The sequence below is a fragment of the Janthinobacterium algoris genome (assembly GCF_051380935.1).
Classification (GTDB): Bacteria; Pseudomonadota; Gammaproteobacteria; order Burkholderiales; family Burkholderiaceae_D; genus Janthinobacterium.
Genome location: NZ_JBNYXZ010000002.1, coordinates 235,319 through 250,263 on the forward strand (window position 1 = coordinate 235,319; position 14,945 = coordinate 250,263).

General features: G+C 64.1%; 13 protein-coding genes. 2 read left to right on the top strand and 11 right to left on the bottom strand.

All coding sequences use genetic code 11. From position 1 onward, the window contains the following. Positions 1-6 precede the first annotated feature (6 nt). Positions 7-759 carry a DUF4303 domain-containing protein gene (locus ACQ4W7_RS04025; RefSeq protein ID WP_436528617.1) on the bottom strand — a complete coding sequence of 251 codons (753 nt, stop codon included), beginning with the start codon at positions 757-759 and terminating at the stop codon, positions 7-9. Between the two features lie 16 nt (positions 760-775). Further along, positions 776-1,699: a LysR family transcriptional regulator gene (locus ACQ4W7_RS04030; protein WP_436528619.1), complete on the bottom strand. Its 924-nt coding sequence runs from the start codon at positions 1,697-1,699 to the stop codon at positions 776-778. A gap of 123 nt (positions 1,700-1,822) precedes the next feature. Here ACQ4W7_RS04030 and ACQ4W7_RS04035 point away from each other — a divergent pair, with 123 nt between their 5' ends. Further along, positions 1,823-2,590: an SDR family oxidoreductase gene (locus tag ACQ4W7_RS04035; RefSeq protein ID WP_426071357.1), complete on the top strand. Its 768-nt coding sequence runs from the start codon at positions 1,823-1,825 to the stop codon at positions 2,588-2,590. Here ACQ4W7_RS04035 and ACQ4W7_RS04040 read toward each other — a convergent pair. The 9 genes from ACQ4W7_RS04040 to ACQ4W7_RS04080 all read right to left on the bottom strand — a co-directional run bounded on the left by ACQ4W7_RS04040 (position 2,518) and on the right by ACQ4W7_RS04080 (position 13,695). Then, positions 2,518-3,552: an NAD(P)/FAD-dependent oxidoreductase gene (locus ACQ4W7_RS04040; RefSeq protein WP_436528621.1), complete on the bottom strand. Its 1,035-nt coding sequence runs from the start codon at positions 3,550-3,552 to the stop codon at positions 2,518-2,520. The genes ACQ4W7_RS04035 and ACQ4W7_RS04040 overlap by 73 nt on opposite strands. Continuing rightward, on the bottom strand, positions 3,539-3,991 hold the full coding sequence (locus ACQ4W7_RS04045; protein WP_436528623.1) for an RrF2 family transcriptional regulator: 453 nt from the start codon (positions 3,989-3,991) through the stop codon (positions 3,539-3,541). The genes ACQ4W7_RS04040 and ACQ4W7_RS04045 overlap by 14 nt, the downstream gene beginning before the upstream one ends. Positions 3,992-4,103: 112 nt before the next feature. Further along, complete coding sequence (locus ACQ4W7_RS04050) at positions 4,104-5,519, bottom strand: c-type cytochrome (RefSeq protein WP_436528625.1); 1,416 nt, start codon at positions 5,517-5,519, stop codon at positions 4,104-4,106. Further along, entirely contained in the window at positions 5,516-7,123 is a 1,608-nt protein-coding gene (locus tag ACQ4W7_RS04055) for a GMC family oxidoreductase (RefSeq protein WP_436528627.1), read from the bottom strand. The genes ACQ4W7_RS04050 and ACQ4W7_RS04055 overlap by 4 nt, the downstream gene beginning before the upstream one ends. A 9-nt stretch (positions 7,124-7,132) precedes the next feature. Further along, on the bottom strand, positions 7,133-7,657 hold the full coding sequence (locus ACQ4W7_RS04060; protein WP_436528629.1) for a sugar dehydrogenase complex small subunit: 525 nt from the start codon (positions 7,655-7,657) through the stop codon (positions 7,133-7,135). Positions 7,658-7,685: 28 nt separating this feature from the next. Continuing rightward, positions 7,686-8,852, bottom strand: coding sequence for a porin (locus ACQ4W7_RS04065; RefSeq protein ID WP_436528631.1), 1,167 nt, complete (start codon positions 8,850-8,852; stop codon positions 7,686-7,688). A 342-nt stretch (positions 8,853-9,194) separates the two neighbouring features. After that, positions 9,195-9,650, bottom strand: coding sequence for a homoprotocatechuate degradation operon regulator HpaR (gene hpaR, locus ACQ4W7_RS04070; RefSeq protein ID WP_226939756.1), 456 nt, complete (start codon positions 9,648-9,650; stop codon positions 9,195-9,197). Between the two features lie 102 nt (positions 9,651-9,752). Next, positions 9,753-11,561 carry a DUF885 domain-containing protein gene (locus ACQ4W7_RS04075; protein WP_436528633.1) on the bottom strand — a complete coding sequence of 603 codons (1,809 nt, stop codon included), beginning with the start codon at positions 11,559-11,561 and terminating at the stop codon, positions 9,753-9,755. Between the two features lie 124 nt (positions 11,562-11,685). Then, positions 11,686-13,695 (bottom strand): glycoside hydrolase family 3 protein, encoded by a 2,010-nt coding sequence (locus tag ACQ4W7_RS04080; protein WP_436528635.1) that lies wholly within the window; start codon positions 13,693-13,695, stop codon positions 11,686-11,688. Positions 13,696-13,903: 208 nt separating this feature from the next. Between ACQ4W7_RS04080 and ACQ4W7_RS04085 the strand changes: the two genes are divergently transcribed. Further along, entirely contained in the window at positions 13,904-14,935 is a 1,032-nt protein-coding gene (locus tag ACQ4W7_RS04085; RefSeq protein WP_436528637.1) for a helix-turn-helix transcriptional regulator, read from the top strand. Positions 14,936-14,945 lie beyond the last annotated feature (10 nt).

Below are 14,945 nucleotides of genomic sequence, written 5' to 3' on the forward strand. Positions count from 1 at the left end.
CACTCATCATTCTGTCCAGCTGGCCATCCATGCCTCGAACCGCGCCACCACGGCCGGCGGATTCAAGCGCGCCAGCGCGCCTTCCAGCGGTTCGCTGTCGCTGACCTCAAACAGCAGCACGCCCTCGTCGCGCTGCACGCCGGTACCAAACACCCCTTCGGCATCGAGCTGCGCCAGCGCGGCGATGCAAGCGTCGAACACACCAGTGCGGAAGGTGTCGGAATCGACGTCAAAAGGCAGCGTGCGGTGCGCCTGCAGGAGCAAACGGTAGGCGCTGTCAAAGTACGCGCCGCCGTCGTCGAACGCCCATTCGGCCGGATTCCACAGCATTTCTTCGCCGTACTCCGAGGCGGCCAACGCTTCGCGGCTATTCGCCATCGGGCCGATGGTCATGGCGCTGTCGTCGCTCACCAGCGCGAAAGCGTTGAGGTGCTGGTCAGGATGCGCACGGCGCACGGCGCCAAAGGCCAGGCGCGCAGCATCCGCCACCAGGGTTTGCAACAGTGCGAAATCAAATACGGCAGGGTCGACGGCGCTTTCACGCGCCAGCGTGTAACCGTCGGCCAGCGCTGCCTGGCAACGGGCGGCATAGGCGACATACGCTTCGGCCTCACTAGCGTAGCCATTGCGCGTTTCTTCGCCCCAGGTCATGGCCGCGCCGGCCGCCGTCCACACGGTCGTGCCAAACACGCGCGCTTCCCGGAAGCAGGCAGGGTGATCGCCGTCCAAGGTGTAAAACAGGCTGTAGTTACTATGCATGGAAAATTTTCATTGCTTAATCGGGCTGTATCTGCGCGGCGAAATCGCGCTGGCGGAACTGCTCCAGCAGGAAATCGACGAATACGCGCGTCTTCGCGGGCAGCAGCTTCTTGCTGGGATAGTACACGGACAGGGGGCCGGAATCGGCATGCCAGCCGGGCAGCAAACGAATCAACGCCCCGCTGCGCAAGTGGGCCAGCGCATGCGGCATGGGCAGCAGCGCTACGCCGACGCCCAGGATGGCGGCCTGCGCCATCGCTTCCGGATCGTCGAAGATGGCGCGCGGCCGGGATTCGGCCACGCCTTCGCCGCCCGAGCCATTGCGCAATATCCAGCTGCGCAATCTACCGCTGCCGGCCGAGCGGCGCGCCACGCCGTCGAAGTGCGCCAGGTCCGACGGATGCCCTGGCATGGCCTTGCCGCGCATGAAGGCGGGCGACGCCGTGGCGACGATGTGCGCGTGGCCCAGTTCGCGCGCCACCACGCCGGGCGTCAGCTCGATGCCGCCGCCGATGGCCACGTCAAACCCTTCGCCGATCAAGTCCACCTGGCGGTTGTCGAAATGGCAGTCGGGAACCACGCCCGGATAGCGCGCAATGAAGTCGCCCAGCAGGGGAACCACGTAGCTGCGCCCGAATGACGGCGCCATGCTGATTTTCAGGATGCCGGCCGGCTGGCCGCCCTCTTCCGCCACGCCGGTGATGGCTTCGTGCAAGGTGGACAGGGCGCCGCCTATCTGCTGCAGGAAACGCTCGCCGCCTTCCGTCAGGGTCAGGCGACGCGTGCTGCGCTGGAACAGCCGCAGTCCCAGGCTCGCTTCCAGCCGCGCCACGTTCTTGCTGACAGCCGCCGGCGTCAGGCCGAGACGGCGCGCGGTCGCGGAAAAGCTGCCCAGCTCGGCAGACAGCACGAAGGATTGCAAGTGATTGAGGGCTTCCATGCACCTATTCTACCCGCTCATTTGATACCTATGGTTGAAAGTGATTGTCATGATTCACGACTAGCGCTCAGGCAATGGAAGGCAGATACTGAGCTTCTCAATTCCTCACACAGAAAGCCCATCATGCAAACCCAAGCCACCACCAGCACCTCTTTGCCACTGCAAAACAAGATCGCCTTTGTCACGGGCGGCTCGCGCGGCATCGGCGCCGCCATCGTGCGCCGCCTTGCCAGCCAGGGCGCCAACGTCGTCTTCACGTATCAAAGCTCCGCCGCCGAAGCACAGGCGCTGGCCGCCAAAGTGGAAGCAGCGGGCGGCAAGGCCTTGGGCGTGCAAGCCGATGCGGCCGATGCCACCGCCCTGACGGCGGCCATCGACAAGGTGGCGGCGCAGTTTGGCCGTGTGGATATCCTCGTCAACAATGCGGGCGTGTTCCTGCCCGGCGCCATCGATGATTTTTCGCTGGCAGACTTCGACAAGACCTTGAACGTCAACGTGCGCGCCGTGTTCGTCGCCATCAAGGCGGCCGTGGCGCACATGCAAACGGGCGGGCGCATCATCAATATCGGCAGCACGAATGCGCACCGCATGCCATTCGGCGGCGCGGCCGCCTACGCCATGAGCAAATCGGCGCTGAGCGGCCTGACGCAAGGCCTGTCACGCGACCTGGGGCCGCGCGGCATCACCATCAACAATGTGGAGCCTGGCCCCGTCGCCACCGACATGAACCCGCCGACGGGCGACTTCGCGGACCTGATGCACGGTCTGATGGCCCTGCCCCGCCACGGCACGGCCGATGAAATCGCCGGCATGGTGGCTTACCTGGCCAGCGCAGAAGCGGCGTTCGTCACGGGCGCCGGGCTGAAGATCGACGGTGGTTTTGCCGCCTGATCCAGTCCGAACATCAGCGAGCGGTGTGCTGCCAAGCCGGCCATGGCGCCATCGGCCACCGCGAACGCCACGCTGCCGGCCATGCGCCCCGCGTCACCGCAGCAAAAGACGCCGGGCACGCTGCTGGCCTTTTGCTCGTCGGTGTGCACGAACGGCCCCATGGGGCCCTCTTCCAGCAAGCAGCCCAATTCGCCGGCCAGGGCGCTGGCCAGGCGGGTGCGGGTCGCCACGAACAGGCCGGCCATCACATGACGGCTGCCGTCCGCCATGACTACATCGGCCACGCCGTCGATCTGCGCGACGGGCGTGCGTACCACCATCACGCCGCGCGCATCCAGTTGCGCCAGTTGCGCCGCATCGGGCTCGAAGGCGCCATTCAGGAAAAAGGTCACTCTGCCCCAGTCGGGCAGCATCAGCGCGTGGTGCATGGACAGAGGGCCGGTGGCCAGCACGCCGATGGCGCCTTGCTCCAGCTCATAGCCGTGGCAATACGGGCAGTGAAAGACGCTACGGCCCCAGCGCGCGGCCAGGCCATCGACGGGCGGCAGTTCGTCGATTACGCCGGTGGCCAGCACCAGGCGGCGGCCGTGCACGATATTGCCGTCCGCCAGGGTCACGTCGAAGCCATCGCCATCGCTGCAGGCTGTCGCCTGCACGGCCGTGCCATCGCGCCAGGTGACGGTGGGATACGCCAGCAGTTGCGCCTTGCCCTTTTCGGCGATGGCGGCCGTCCCGCTGCCGTCGCGGGTCAGGAAACCGTGGGAATGGCTGGCGTAGCGGTTGCGGCGCTGGCCGCCGTCGATGACCAGCACGCGGCGGCGGGCGCGCGCCAGTTGCGTGGCGGCGGACAGGCCCGCGTAGCTGCCACCGATGATGATGGCGTCGAACGTGGCATCAAACGTGGCGTCGAATGCGGCGGCGGGCGTGGCGCTGTCCGCGCCCTGCGATTCAGGAATGTGCATGTGCTGCTCCTTGATGTATGGCGTATTGTTGGCTGAAACGTTGGGCCAGGTCGGCCAGGGTGACAGCGCCTAAGCGCTGGATCAGCAGCGCCTCGGCTTCGTCGAAGGCGACGGCCAGCGACTGGTTCACCACTTTCTCGACCAGGCAACCCGGCTGATCGACGCGGTTGCCCATGGCGAACATGGTGGGCGAACCCACGGCCACGTAAATGTCTTGCAGGGTCACGCGGTGCAGATCGCAGACGATGCGCCAGCCGCCGCCATGGCCCTTGACCGACGCCACGTAGCCGCGCTCGCGCAAGCCGGCCATCACGCGCCGCACCAGCACGGGGTTGGTGTCCAGGTAGCCGGAAAGTTCCTCGGACGTCATCGGGCGTCCCGCGTGGGCCATGTGCAGCAGCACATGGAGGATCGATGATAGTTTGCTGTCGCGTCTCATGTAACTAATGATAGTACATAATCTACGCATATGCAAATGAGTTGCAGTTTTGCGACGTAAAAAAAAAGCCAGACTTTCCAGTCTGGCCCCAGCCTTTGCCACCGGTTGGTGCTTATGCGTGCCGGCGCCGACGTCCCCGCCACCATACCAGCAAGGCCAGCAGCACCAGCACGCCGACGATGATGGCCGCGCGGGCCAAGCCGATCAGGTTCGACGGCGCGCCGCCGTCGCGCAGGGTGGTCACCTGTTCCGCCGTCACCTTGATGGCGGGATTGCCGTACATCTTCTGCACGTAATTACCCAAGGTGACGATCTGCTCGTCCGACAGGCTCTGGCGGAAGGCGGGCATGACATGGTTGACAGCGTGGCCCGCAGCATGACTGCCCTTGCCATCCTGGCGTTCCACACCATCGAGTATCGCCATCACCAGGTTATTGCTGTTGCTGCGACCCGTCACCGAGTTGTGGAACAGCGGCGGCAGACTGCCATCGAAACTGCCCTCACCCCTGGCCTGGTGGCAGCTGGCGCACTGCGCATCGTACAGCTGCGCGCCCGACATCTTGTTCAGGTTTTGCGGCAGCGGCACGCCGCGTATGGCATTCAACGCGTCGCCCGCCTGACCCCATTGCGTCACCGGCTTCGTGTCCGCCTTGTCGCGGATGGCCGGCACGCTTTTCAGGTAATGCGCCACGGCGTTCAAGTCCGCATCGCTCAAGTGCTTCAGGCTATGGTCGATGGCTTCGGCCATCGGTCCGGCCGCCTGGCCCCGGTGCGCTGCGCGGCCCGTGCGCAGGTAGTCGGCCAGGTCTTGCTGGCTCCAGCTGCCGATGCCGCTGTTGACGTCCGAGGTGATGTTCGGCGCATGCCAGGTGCCCAGGTCCGCGCCGCCCAGCTCTTTCGACAGTTGCTCGGCCATCAGCGCATTGCGCGGCGTGTGGCAGGTGGTGCAGTGGGCCAGCCCTTGCGCCAGGTAGGCGCCGCGGTTCCACTCCATGCTTTTCGACGTATCGGCCACGAACGGTTTTGTATCGAGGAAGAGCAAATTCCAGCCCGCCATCGAGAGGCGGATATTGAACGGAAACGGCAAGTCCGTCTGTGTTGCCGGCGCCGTGTCCACCGCTGCCACCGCATGCATGAAGTAGGCGTACAGGGCAGCCGTGTCGTCGTCCGTTACCTTGGCATAAGCCGTGTAGGGCATGGCCGGGTACAGGTGCGCGCCGTCGGCCCGCACGCCGCGGCGCAGCGCATCGGAAAACTGCTGCAAGGTGTAGTTGCCGATGCCATGCGTTTTCGACGGCGTGATGTTGGTGGCGACGATGGCGCCCAGCGGTGTGGCCAGGGCCAGCCCGCCCGCCATTGGTTTGCCGCCCGGCACGCTGTGGCAGGCGATGCAGTCTCCGGCCGTGGCCAGGTAGCGGCCACGTTCGATGGCCTGTACATCGGCGCCGGGGGCGTCCGCCGCCAGCACCGGCAAGGACACGAGGAACAGCAGCGCGGCGCCAGCCGCCATTCTGAAAGTCGCCATCATGCTGTTCCTCCCTGTTCGTCGAGGATATGCTTGACGGTGCGCAGTGCCACGGCCAGGCCATTCTCCGTCGAATTGCAGGTGCCGGATGTGGGCAGCACGCCGGTGCTGCACAGGAACAGGTTGGCATGGTCGAAGGTGCGACCCCACTGGTCGCACACGGCCTTGGCCGGGTCGGAACCCATCGACAGGGTGCCGCAGATGTGCTGGTTGTTGGCAAACACGCCTTCCTTGCTGTGGCGCAGATTGGTGCCGCCCATCAGCTTGGCGATCTGCTCGAAGTCCTGCTTCGAACGCTCGTGGCCACGCTTCGTGTAGTCGTCGATCGCATAATGCGCCTGCGGCTTGGGGATGCCCATGGCGTCCTTTTCGCTGCTGAGGGCAATGCGGTTTTCCGGATTCGGCAGCACTTCCAGCACATTTTTCAAGCTCATTTCGCGCGCCGAACGGAAACGCAGCTGCTGTTCGAATTCCGCGCCAAAGATGCCCTTGCCGATCAATTCCCTGGTGGCGCCATCCACGCGTGAAATGTTCGTGAAGTCCAGGCGGTATGGCGAATGCTGGCTGCGGAAATCGCCATCGCGCATGGTGTTGATGGAATTGGGGCTTTGCGGGCCACGGCCCAGCCACAGGTCTTCATCGGCATCGAAGGTGATCGAGGTGCTCGGGTGGTCCATCAGGTTGCGGCCCACCATGTCGCTACTATTGGCCAGGCCATTCGGGTATTTGTCCGAGGCGGAAACGAGCAGCAAACGGGGGCTTTCAATGCCGTTGGCAGCCAGGATAAAGGTCTTGGCCGTGACCCGATGGCTGTTCTTGTCCACGTCATAGTACAGCGCGGCCGTGATGCAGCCCTGCGCGTCGTGTTCCAGCTTGTAGACGTTGGCGTTGCACAGGATCTTGACGCCCGCGTCTTCCGCCTGCTGCGCGGCGATGCCGCCATGGTATTGCGCGTCGATGGGGCAGATCGGCTGGCAGCTGTTATTACCGCAGCAGGCCGGACGGCCAGCGTAGCTGACGCTGTTGCGCGCCACCGTGTTGCCGACCACATTGAACGAGGGGTCGAGGCGTTCGCGGATGCGGCGCATGGCGTATGGCTCCGTCACGGCATCCATCGGAAATGGCTGCTGGCGCGGCGAACCCGTGTTCTCGGCCCCGGAAACGCCCATGATGTCTTCCGCTTCCTGGTAAAACGGCTCCAGGTCTGCATAGCTGATGGGCCAGTCCACGCCCACGCCGTACAGCGTATGGATGCGGAAGTCGTTCGGCACGTTGCGCCACGCCTGCGCGGCCCAGTGCCACGAAGTACCGCCGAACTGGCGGATGTATTCGGCCGGGTACGGGTACGGGCCGGCCTGCACCAGGTGGCCGTTATCGTTCGGCTGGTAGATCGGATGCGGCGCCGTGGCGACGGACGGATACGGCGACATCCAGTCGCTGCGGCGCGTCGTGTTGCGGAAACGGGCGACGATTTCGCCGCGCGACACGCGCGGACCCGCTTCCAGGATCAGCACCGAAGCGCCGGCCAGCGCCAGCTTGCGCGCGGCCAGGGAGCCGATGATGCCGGAGCCGATCACGAGGTAATCGGCAGAGAGTTCTTCAGCCATGATGGCTCCTTAAATTGGTTTTCTGGCCCAGCTGCCATAAGCGCCGTAGGAATACGTGGGAGGCTTCAGCACGTCGGCCACGACGGCCGCGCTCAAAGCCTGTTCGTAGGCGACGCAGACGGCCGCCTCGCCCGTGCCGACGATACCCAGGTACCAGGCGCTGGCGATCTGGCGCGGCAGGGCCGCCAGCGGCGACTGCGCGGGATCGAGCGTATCGAGCGCTTCCTGCAAGCCGGTCGTCTGCAAGCCCTGCGCATTGATCAAGGTCAGCAGCGCGCGCACCTTCGCCGGGAAGGCGGCGTCCTGCGCCACCAGCGCGTCATACAGGCGTCTGGCCAGCACCGGGTCTAGCACCGGGCGCCCGACCAGCATGGCCGACACGCCCAAAAAAGCGCCCTGCTCCGCATTGGCGACCGGTTCGGCCAGCGCCCAGGGAATCAGCGCCGCGGCCGAAGCCGACAGCAAGCCGGCCAGCACCATGCGGCGGCCGGGATTGAGAGGGCCGCGGCCCTCCTTGTGATGTGTAGCGTCCAATTGAAGCTCCCGTGAGTTCAACAACCGTTCAGAAAGAATGCTTGAGACCGACCATCACCACCGTCTGCCCGCCATTCGACGACGGCGTGCCGTTTTGCGAATCGCCGACCGAAGCGACGGCCTTGACGATGGCGCCGTCCTGGCCCAGGGTCTGGCCGCGCGCCAGTTGGCGCGCTTCGATCAGGTAGATCGCGGTGCGCTTCGACAGCGCAAACGTCTGTTCGAACGACAGCTGGCGGTAGCGCGCGCGGTCCGACACGCCGTTGGCGTGGCTGGCGAAAGTGTCGCTGTAGCCGGCGGCCAGGAACCACTGTGGCGTCAGCTGGTAGCTGGAGATCAGGCCGGCCGTATTGAAGATGACCGTGTCGCGGAAGATGGAATGGCTGCCGGCCTGGTATTGCACATTGCTGGCATTGGCACCCACCATCCACTTGCCCATGGTATAGCGCGCGCTGGCGGCGATGAATGCGATGCTTTCGGCCGAAGCGTAGCCCCGGTTGATGGCCGAGATGCCGAAGCTGGCCGAGGCGTTATCGCTCCAGCCGGCGCCATTTGCGCCATTTTTCAATTTCAGATAGCCGAGCGCGAATTCAGCCGGCAAGGTGCTGTACTTGACGGCGGCGCTGAAGCTGCTGCCCACGACATTGCCGTCGGCCGCTTCGCCAAAGCCGTATTGCGCGCTGGCCTGCAAGCCGCGCCAGGCGGGCATGCTGTAGGTGACGGAATTGCTGATGCGCACGGTCGTGTCGAGTCCGTCGATGTCGCCAGGATGGGCGCCGGTCGCGCCCGTCAAGACATTGCTCGACGCCAGCGAACCCACCAGCAGGTAATACGGCGTGTACTGGCGGCCGGCCGTCAAGGAGCCGTAGGCTGTCGATTGCAAACCCACGTAGGCCTGGCGGTTGAACAGGGAGCTGGCGGAACTTTGCGCACCCGTATCGCTTTCAAAGCCGTTTTCCAACAAGAACAGCGCCTTCAAGTCGCCGCCCAGATCTTCCACGCCCTGGAAACCGATCTTGCTGGCGGATAAGTTACCGCTGCGCATGTAGGTGTTCGACTTGCCGCCCTGGTTGCTCGCGTAGGCGGTCGCCGCATCGACCACGCCGTAAATAGTGACATTGCTTTGGGCGCAAACGTTTGCGACTATGAGCGTGGAGACGGCCAGCGCCGCAGCGCGCATGCATATAGTGTTCATTTTTTCCTGACTTTTTTATTTTATTGTACGTACGATAAGTATTTTCGCCGCGATGGCGCAATACTGGCTGTGGCGCCGCGTTGCCGCCCCATCCAGCGAGGGGGCATCCGCTGTTCTTCTTGATCTGAATCAAGTGCCGCAAATTATACGCTTATTTACTCACATGTAAGTAATTGACTGTAAGGCGTACTCTTATAGCAAAACTGGCAGGCGCACGGGCTTAATCCCGGCAGAATGCGGCAATGCGCGGAACAGGCATGGCAAAAGCGGCGGCGGCGCGTGTTGAGAAACACGCGCCCGATCAATGCTCAGGCAGGGAGAAGATGGGGGGAGGACGGGGATTTAGCGCAGGATGGCGGGCGCCACCGGCAGGGTTTCCAGGGCAATGAAGGCTTCCAGCGTGCGGCGCATGTCTTCGAACACTTGCTTGCCGTAGGCCGCTTCCAGGTGGGCATATTGCAAGTCGATGAGCTTACCCATCTGCAGCAGCAGGCTGGCGCCCGCTTCCGACAGGTGCACCTTGCGGCGGCGCTGATCGCCTTCGAACTTGCTGCGCCCGATCAAGCCGATTTCTTCCATGCGCGCCAGGATGCCGCTCATGCTGGGACTGGAAATCTGGCAGATCTCGCACAGCTCGCGCGGTTCCAGGGTCGGGCTTTCATTCAAAGCGCGCATGATGCGCCACTGCTGCTCCGTCACGCCGAAGTGATTGAGGATGGGGCGGAAATGCTGCAGCAGGCTGTCGCGGGCTTTCAGCAGCAGTTGCGGCATGTTCGGATAACGGATCGGTAGCTGCAAGTGGAACTCCAGGGTGGCCAACACAATGAGCGTAATTATACGACTCGCCCGAGGACAATAGCGGCAAAATTCCCTTTCCCCGCCGCGCTTGATGCCACGACGTCAGCCCTTGGCTTTTCTCTGCTCGGGGATGAAGTGTTCGCGCACGGCCTTGGCCAGCAGGCCAGGCGGCAGCAAACCCTGGCCCAACAGGAAGTTGTTGAAGGCCATACGGTCGAATTGCGTGCCCAGTGCCAGCTCCGTTTCCGCGCGCAGCTGCAGGATGCGCGTATAGCCATAGAAATAGCTGCCCGCCTGACCAGGCATATTGAAGGTATAGCGGTCCAGCTCCTGGCGCGCCATCGCTTTCGACAGCATCACTTCATCCGTCAGGATGCGGCCCGCCTCTTCGCGCGTGACCTGCCCCAGGTTCAGCATCGGGTCGAGCATGGCGCGCGCCGCGCGCAGCATGCGGAACTGCAGCGCGATGAACTGGCCTTCGGCCGGCTCGTAGGGAATCATCTCCGCTTCCGCGTACAACGCCCAGCCTTCCACGTTGACGCTGTTGAACGCGTACAGGCTGCGCGCCTGCGACACGCCCCGCTCCACCATGGCGCTGAACTGCAGCTCGTGGCCGGGACGGCCCTCGTGCGCGCTCAGGGTCCAGGCGGCGCCCGCGAAATTGAAATCGTCATACGCTTCGCCCTTGCCGCTGGCGGCCGGATTGCTGACGGGGAGGACAAATTGGCCGTGTTCTCCCGTATTGCCGATCAGCGGAGGCGGACGCATATGCGGCGCCGGCTGGGCCGCCGATTCGGCGGCGGACGCCAGGCGCATGGTCATGGCGCGCGCGGGAATATCGACCACGCGCTGCTGACGGATACGCTCTTCCAGCTGCGTATTGACGCCCTTGTAGTGCGCTTCGAGCTGCTCGTTCGGGATGGCGTCTACTTTCAGCGCGCGCAGCACCTGGCGGTAATCCGTGCCGTCGACGCCCTTCAACGCCAGCTTGGCCGCCACCACGGGCGCCAGCGCCTGCATGGCGGCGCGCGTTTCCAGGTAAGACACTTGCGCCCGTTCGACCAGCGCGCGCGGTTCGATATCGATGCCCACCTGCTTCAGGCGAAACGCGTACAGCTCGGGCGCCATGCGGAAATCCGTGCGCGACAGGGGCAGCACCACTTGCTTCTCCCACGCCGCATACGCGTTCAACTGCTGTTCCATGGCGGCCAGCGCAGGTTCGGCGCCCATGATTTTCATGTCGGCGAACAGCTTGCGGATGCCGGCGATATACGTCGGCACGTTTTCCAGCGACTGCTCCACCTGCAGGCGCACGGGTCCCGCCAGGCCAGGCTTGCCGATCTTTTCCGTGAAGCGCGCCTTGGCCTGCGTCGTGATCGGCATGCTGCCGGGGAACTGGCCCACATAGCGCTGCAGGCGTTCCAGCGCCTTGGCGCGGCGCGCGGCCGGGCGCTGTTCCTGCAGCAGGCTTTGCATGCTGCCAAAAACCATTTGCGGCACATCGACCCACGGCAAGGTGTATTTGGCGTCCAGCCGGGCGCCGGCGATTTCCTGGTCCACAGCCTGTGTCAGGATTTGCAGATCCTGGCGGATGCGCTCGTCGCGTTCCAGTTCCAGCTTTTGCTGCAATTGCGCGCGCGCCTGCTGCATGGCCGTCACATAACGTTCCGTGATGGTCGGCCCCAGGTCGGCGGCCAGGCCGTCGTACTGCGCCAGGCCCGTGTCGGAAGCGTTTTCGGGCGAGAACTGCGCCTGTGCCGCCAGCACGATGGCCGCGTTGCGGTTGCTGGCCTCGACCCAGGCCGATGCGGCGCCGTCCGCTGCAGGGGCGGCGGCCATGGCGGGCATGGCCAGCGCGGTTGCAAGCGCGGCTACTAGCACGGTCTTGCACAATTGCGGAGTGACGGACATCGGGGTTTCCTTCCTGGCAGAATCGGCGAACAAAACGGCGAACGAAGCGGCCAGTATCGGCGAGCGCCAGGAGACTGTCAATCGGGCGGGAACAGGCCGCGCCGGGCGGCCCGTCCCGCTCCTGTCAGTACGCCAGCCCGTAGCCGAACTTGTACAGCGGATGGGCCGTGTCATACGGCACGTCCGATTTCTGCACCTGCACTTCGGCCATCGACGATGGCAGTTCGAACGGCAGCTTGCCCTGCGGCTTGGCCTTGCCCGTCAAGACATCGAACAGCGCGCTGTCGCTCACGCCAAAGTTGGCGAGTATGGCGCTGGCCTTGTCCTGCACGTTGCCGAGAATGGCCGGGCGGTCCAGGTACACCGTCACCACCGTCTTCGGCGCGTTCTTCGCCGCGTTCTTGATCGCTTCGTAGTCGGCATTACCGTCCACGTAATCGAGGCGGCCTTCGTGCTGCATGCTGCCGAAGATGTAGTTCGGATGCAGGGTTTCATACGGCGCGGCCACGCGCAGCAGGGCCACGTCCGCTTCCTGTGGCGTGGCGACCACCGTGTAGCCGTACTGTTTCGCCACGGCCGCATCGATGCCGTACAAATAAACCTTTTTGATGCTGGTCGCCAGCGGCAAGACCTTGTCCTTGTTTTCCAGCAGGACCAGCGAGCGGCGCTGGGCCTCCAGGCCTGCTTCGATGAAGTCCGCCTTGCCCACCGTGGCCGCCGCCTTCGCCGCATCGACAAACGGATGTTCGAACAAGCCTTGCTTGAATTTCTGGATCAGGATGCGCCGCGCCGACGCATTGATGCGCGCTTCCGTCAACTGCCCCCGCTGCACGGCCTGCGTCAGGTATGGCGCTTCCGTCACGCCGCCAAACTGGTCCATCCCCGCCGTCACGGCCTTCACGTAACGCTCGGCCTTGGTGGCGTCTTCCATGCCCCACGGCGTGCCGAAACCGATGAAGGAAGGCGCGACGCCGGGCGCCGTGCCATTGCGGCAGTTGGCGTCGCAGTCCGAAGTGATGCCCCAGTCGGACAGGATCACGCCCTCGAAGCCGTATTTGCCGCGCAACAGATCCGTCAGCATGGTCTTGCTGAAACCGGCCGCCACCTGTTCCAGGGTGATGCCATTGATGATGATGTTCCCATCAGGCAGAGCGTATGTCGGCATGACGGAGGCCGCCTTGGCCGTGAACGCCCCTTCGAACGGCTTCACATGATAGGCAAAGTTGTTGCCCGGGTAGGTCATGTAACGACCATAGTAATTGTGGCCGTCGAAGCCTTCTTTCGTGGCGCCGTAGCCGACCCAGTGCTTGACGACGGCTACCACGCTGCCGTCATGCAAGCCCGTATTCCCGTCCTGGAAGCCCTCGATATAGTGCTGCACCATGCGCTTGGCCAGGTCGGCGTCTTCGCCGAAGGTGCCGTTGATGCGCGACCAGCGCGGCTCGGTGGCCAGGTCGGCCTGCGGCGACAGGGCTTGCGTGATGCCGACGGCCAGGTATTCCTGGCGCGCGATATCACCGAAACGGCGCACCAGCGCATCGTCGCCGATGGCGGCCAGGCCCAGGGTTTCCGGCCACTGGGAAAAACCCTTGGTGCCGGCGCTGGCGCCCACCGTGTACTGGAAATGGTGGCGCGGATCGGTGCTGATGGACACGGGAATGCCGTGGCGCGAGGTCTCGCTGAGTTCCTGCACCTTGTTGTACTGGGCAGCCATGTTGGCCGTATCGCCCGCCATGCGCGTGATGAAGGTATTCACGTACTGCTTGACGATCAGGTCTTGCAGCGCCGTCAAGTCATACGCGCCGCCCAGGCCGATACCGGAAGGGTCGGACACGGTGGGCGCCGTGCCATGCATCATCAGGCCCGCTTTTTCATCAAGGCTCATGCGCGACAACAGGTCGTCGGCGCGCGCCTCGGCCGACAGGCGCCAATCTTCGTACGGATCGATCTTGCCGTTGCGGTTCATGTCCTTGAAGGCATAGCCGTCGACCTTGAGCTGATTGTAGGTAGTGGCGCCAAACACGGGCTGCTTGTATTCCTCGCTGGCGGTGTCGTTGCCGCAGGCGGCCAGGGCAAGCGTGGCAACGCAGCCGGCGACCACGCGGGCCATCGGTTTCAAAGTGCAATTCATCATTATCTCCAAGACTGTTTTTGTAGGTATCAAGGCGCGGCAGCAAGGCCGGCCGAAAACAATATAGCGTGAGAATGCGTGAGTTTCTTGACCGCGCAGCACGCGTTTTATACCCGCGAGAACAATTTTTGGTTAGATGGCACAACAACCAACAATCTCTTACAAAGTGCTAATATTTGTGAAAAATTACTACAACAAGCAGGAGACACCCTTGCACAAACCCGATACGCGCACGGTTTCGAACCGCATCGCGCAGCAATGCGCGCGCGCCATGCAGGCCGATGGCCACGACCCGGCCGACTTCTTTCAACGGACGGGCATCACGCCGGCGCAGCTGAACGAGCCAGGCGGCCGCATCAACGCCGAGCGGCACCGCCGCATGACGGCCTACGCCCAGCAGTTGCCGCAGCACCGGGCCATTCTCGATCTCGACGTGACGCACTGGTTCGCGCATTACTCGGGCATCGCTCACGTCTGCTTCAACCGCCCCACCCTGCGCAGCGCGCTGCACGAGCTGCTGCACTTGCGGGGCCTGATCGGCGAATTCGATTTCATGCTGATGAGCGAGAATGGCACGCGCGTCGAAATCGAATACCTGTCCGAGTTCTGCCCGGCGGGCGGCGCCATGCAGGCGCTGGCCAATTTCCGCATGCTGTCGCTGGTCGCGCGCGCCTACGACGATGGCGCTGCCACCGCCTTCCATGCCAGTTTCCAGGGCAAGGCGCCATGGTTTGCGCCGGCCATTTCCGAGTGTTTCGGCGCCACCGCCGCCTTTGGCCAGGCGCGCAACACGCTGACGTTTGACGCGCCGGCGCTGGACCGGCCCTTCGCCCAGTTCAACGCCATGCTGGCGCCGCACGCGCTGCGGCACGCCCAGGGGCAATTGCAGCAGTTGCAAGGGGCGCAGCTGTTTTCGGCCCGCGTGGAGCAAGCCATCATCGATTTACTCGGCCAGCAGGTCGACACGGACGGCGCCTCGCTGCTGCCGGCCCTATGCGACGGCCTGGCGATGAACCGCTGGACCTTGCAGCGCCAGCTGCAGCAGGAGCAGACCTCGTTCCGCGCGCTGGAATTGCGCGCCAAGAGCCGCGAATCGCGCCGCCTGCTGCGCGAAACAAACATCAGCGTAGCGGACATCAGCGAGCGCCTGGGCTTTTCCTCGCAAAGCGCGTTCACCCGCTTTTTCAAGCAGCAGTTCGAACTGCCGCCAGCGCGCTACCGGCAGGATGCGGCCGGACTCTAGACAGGCAGAT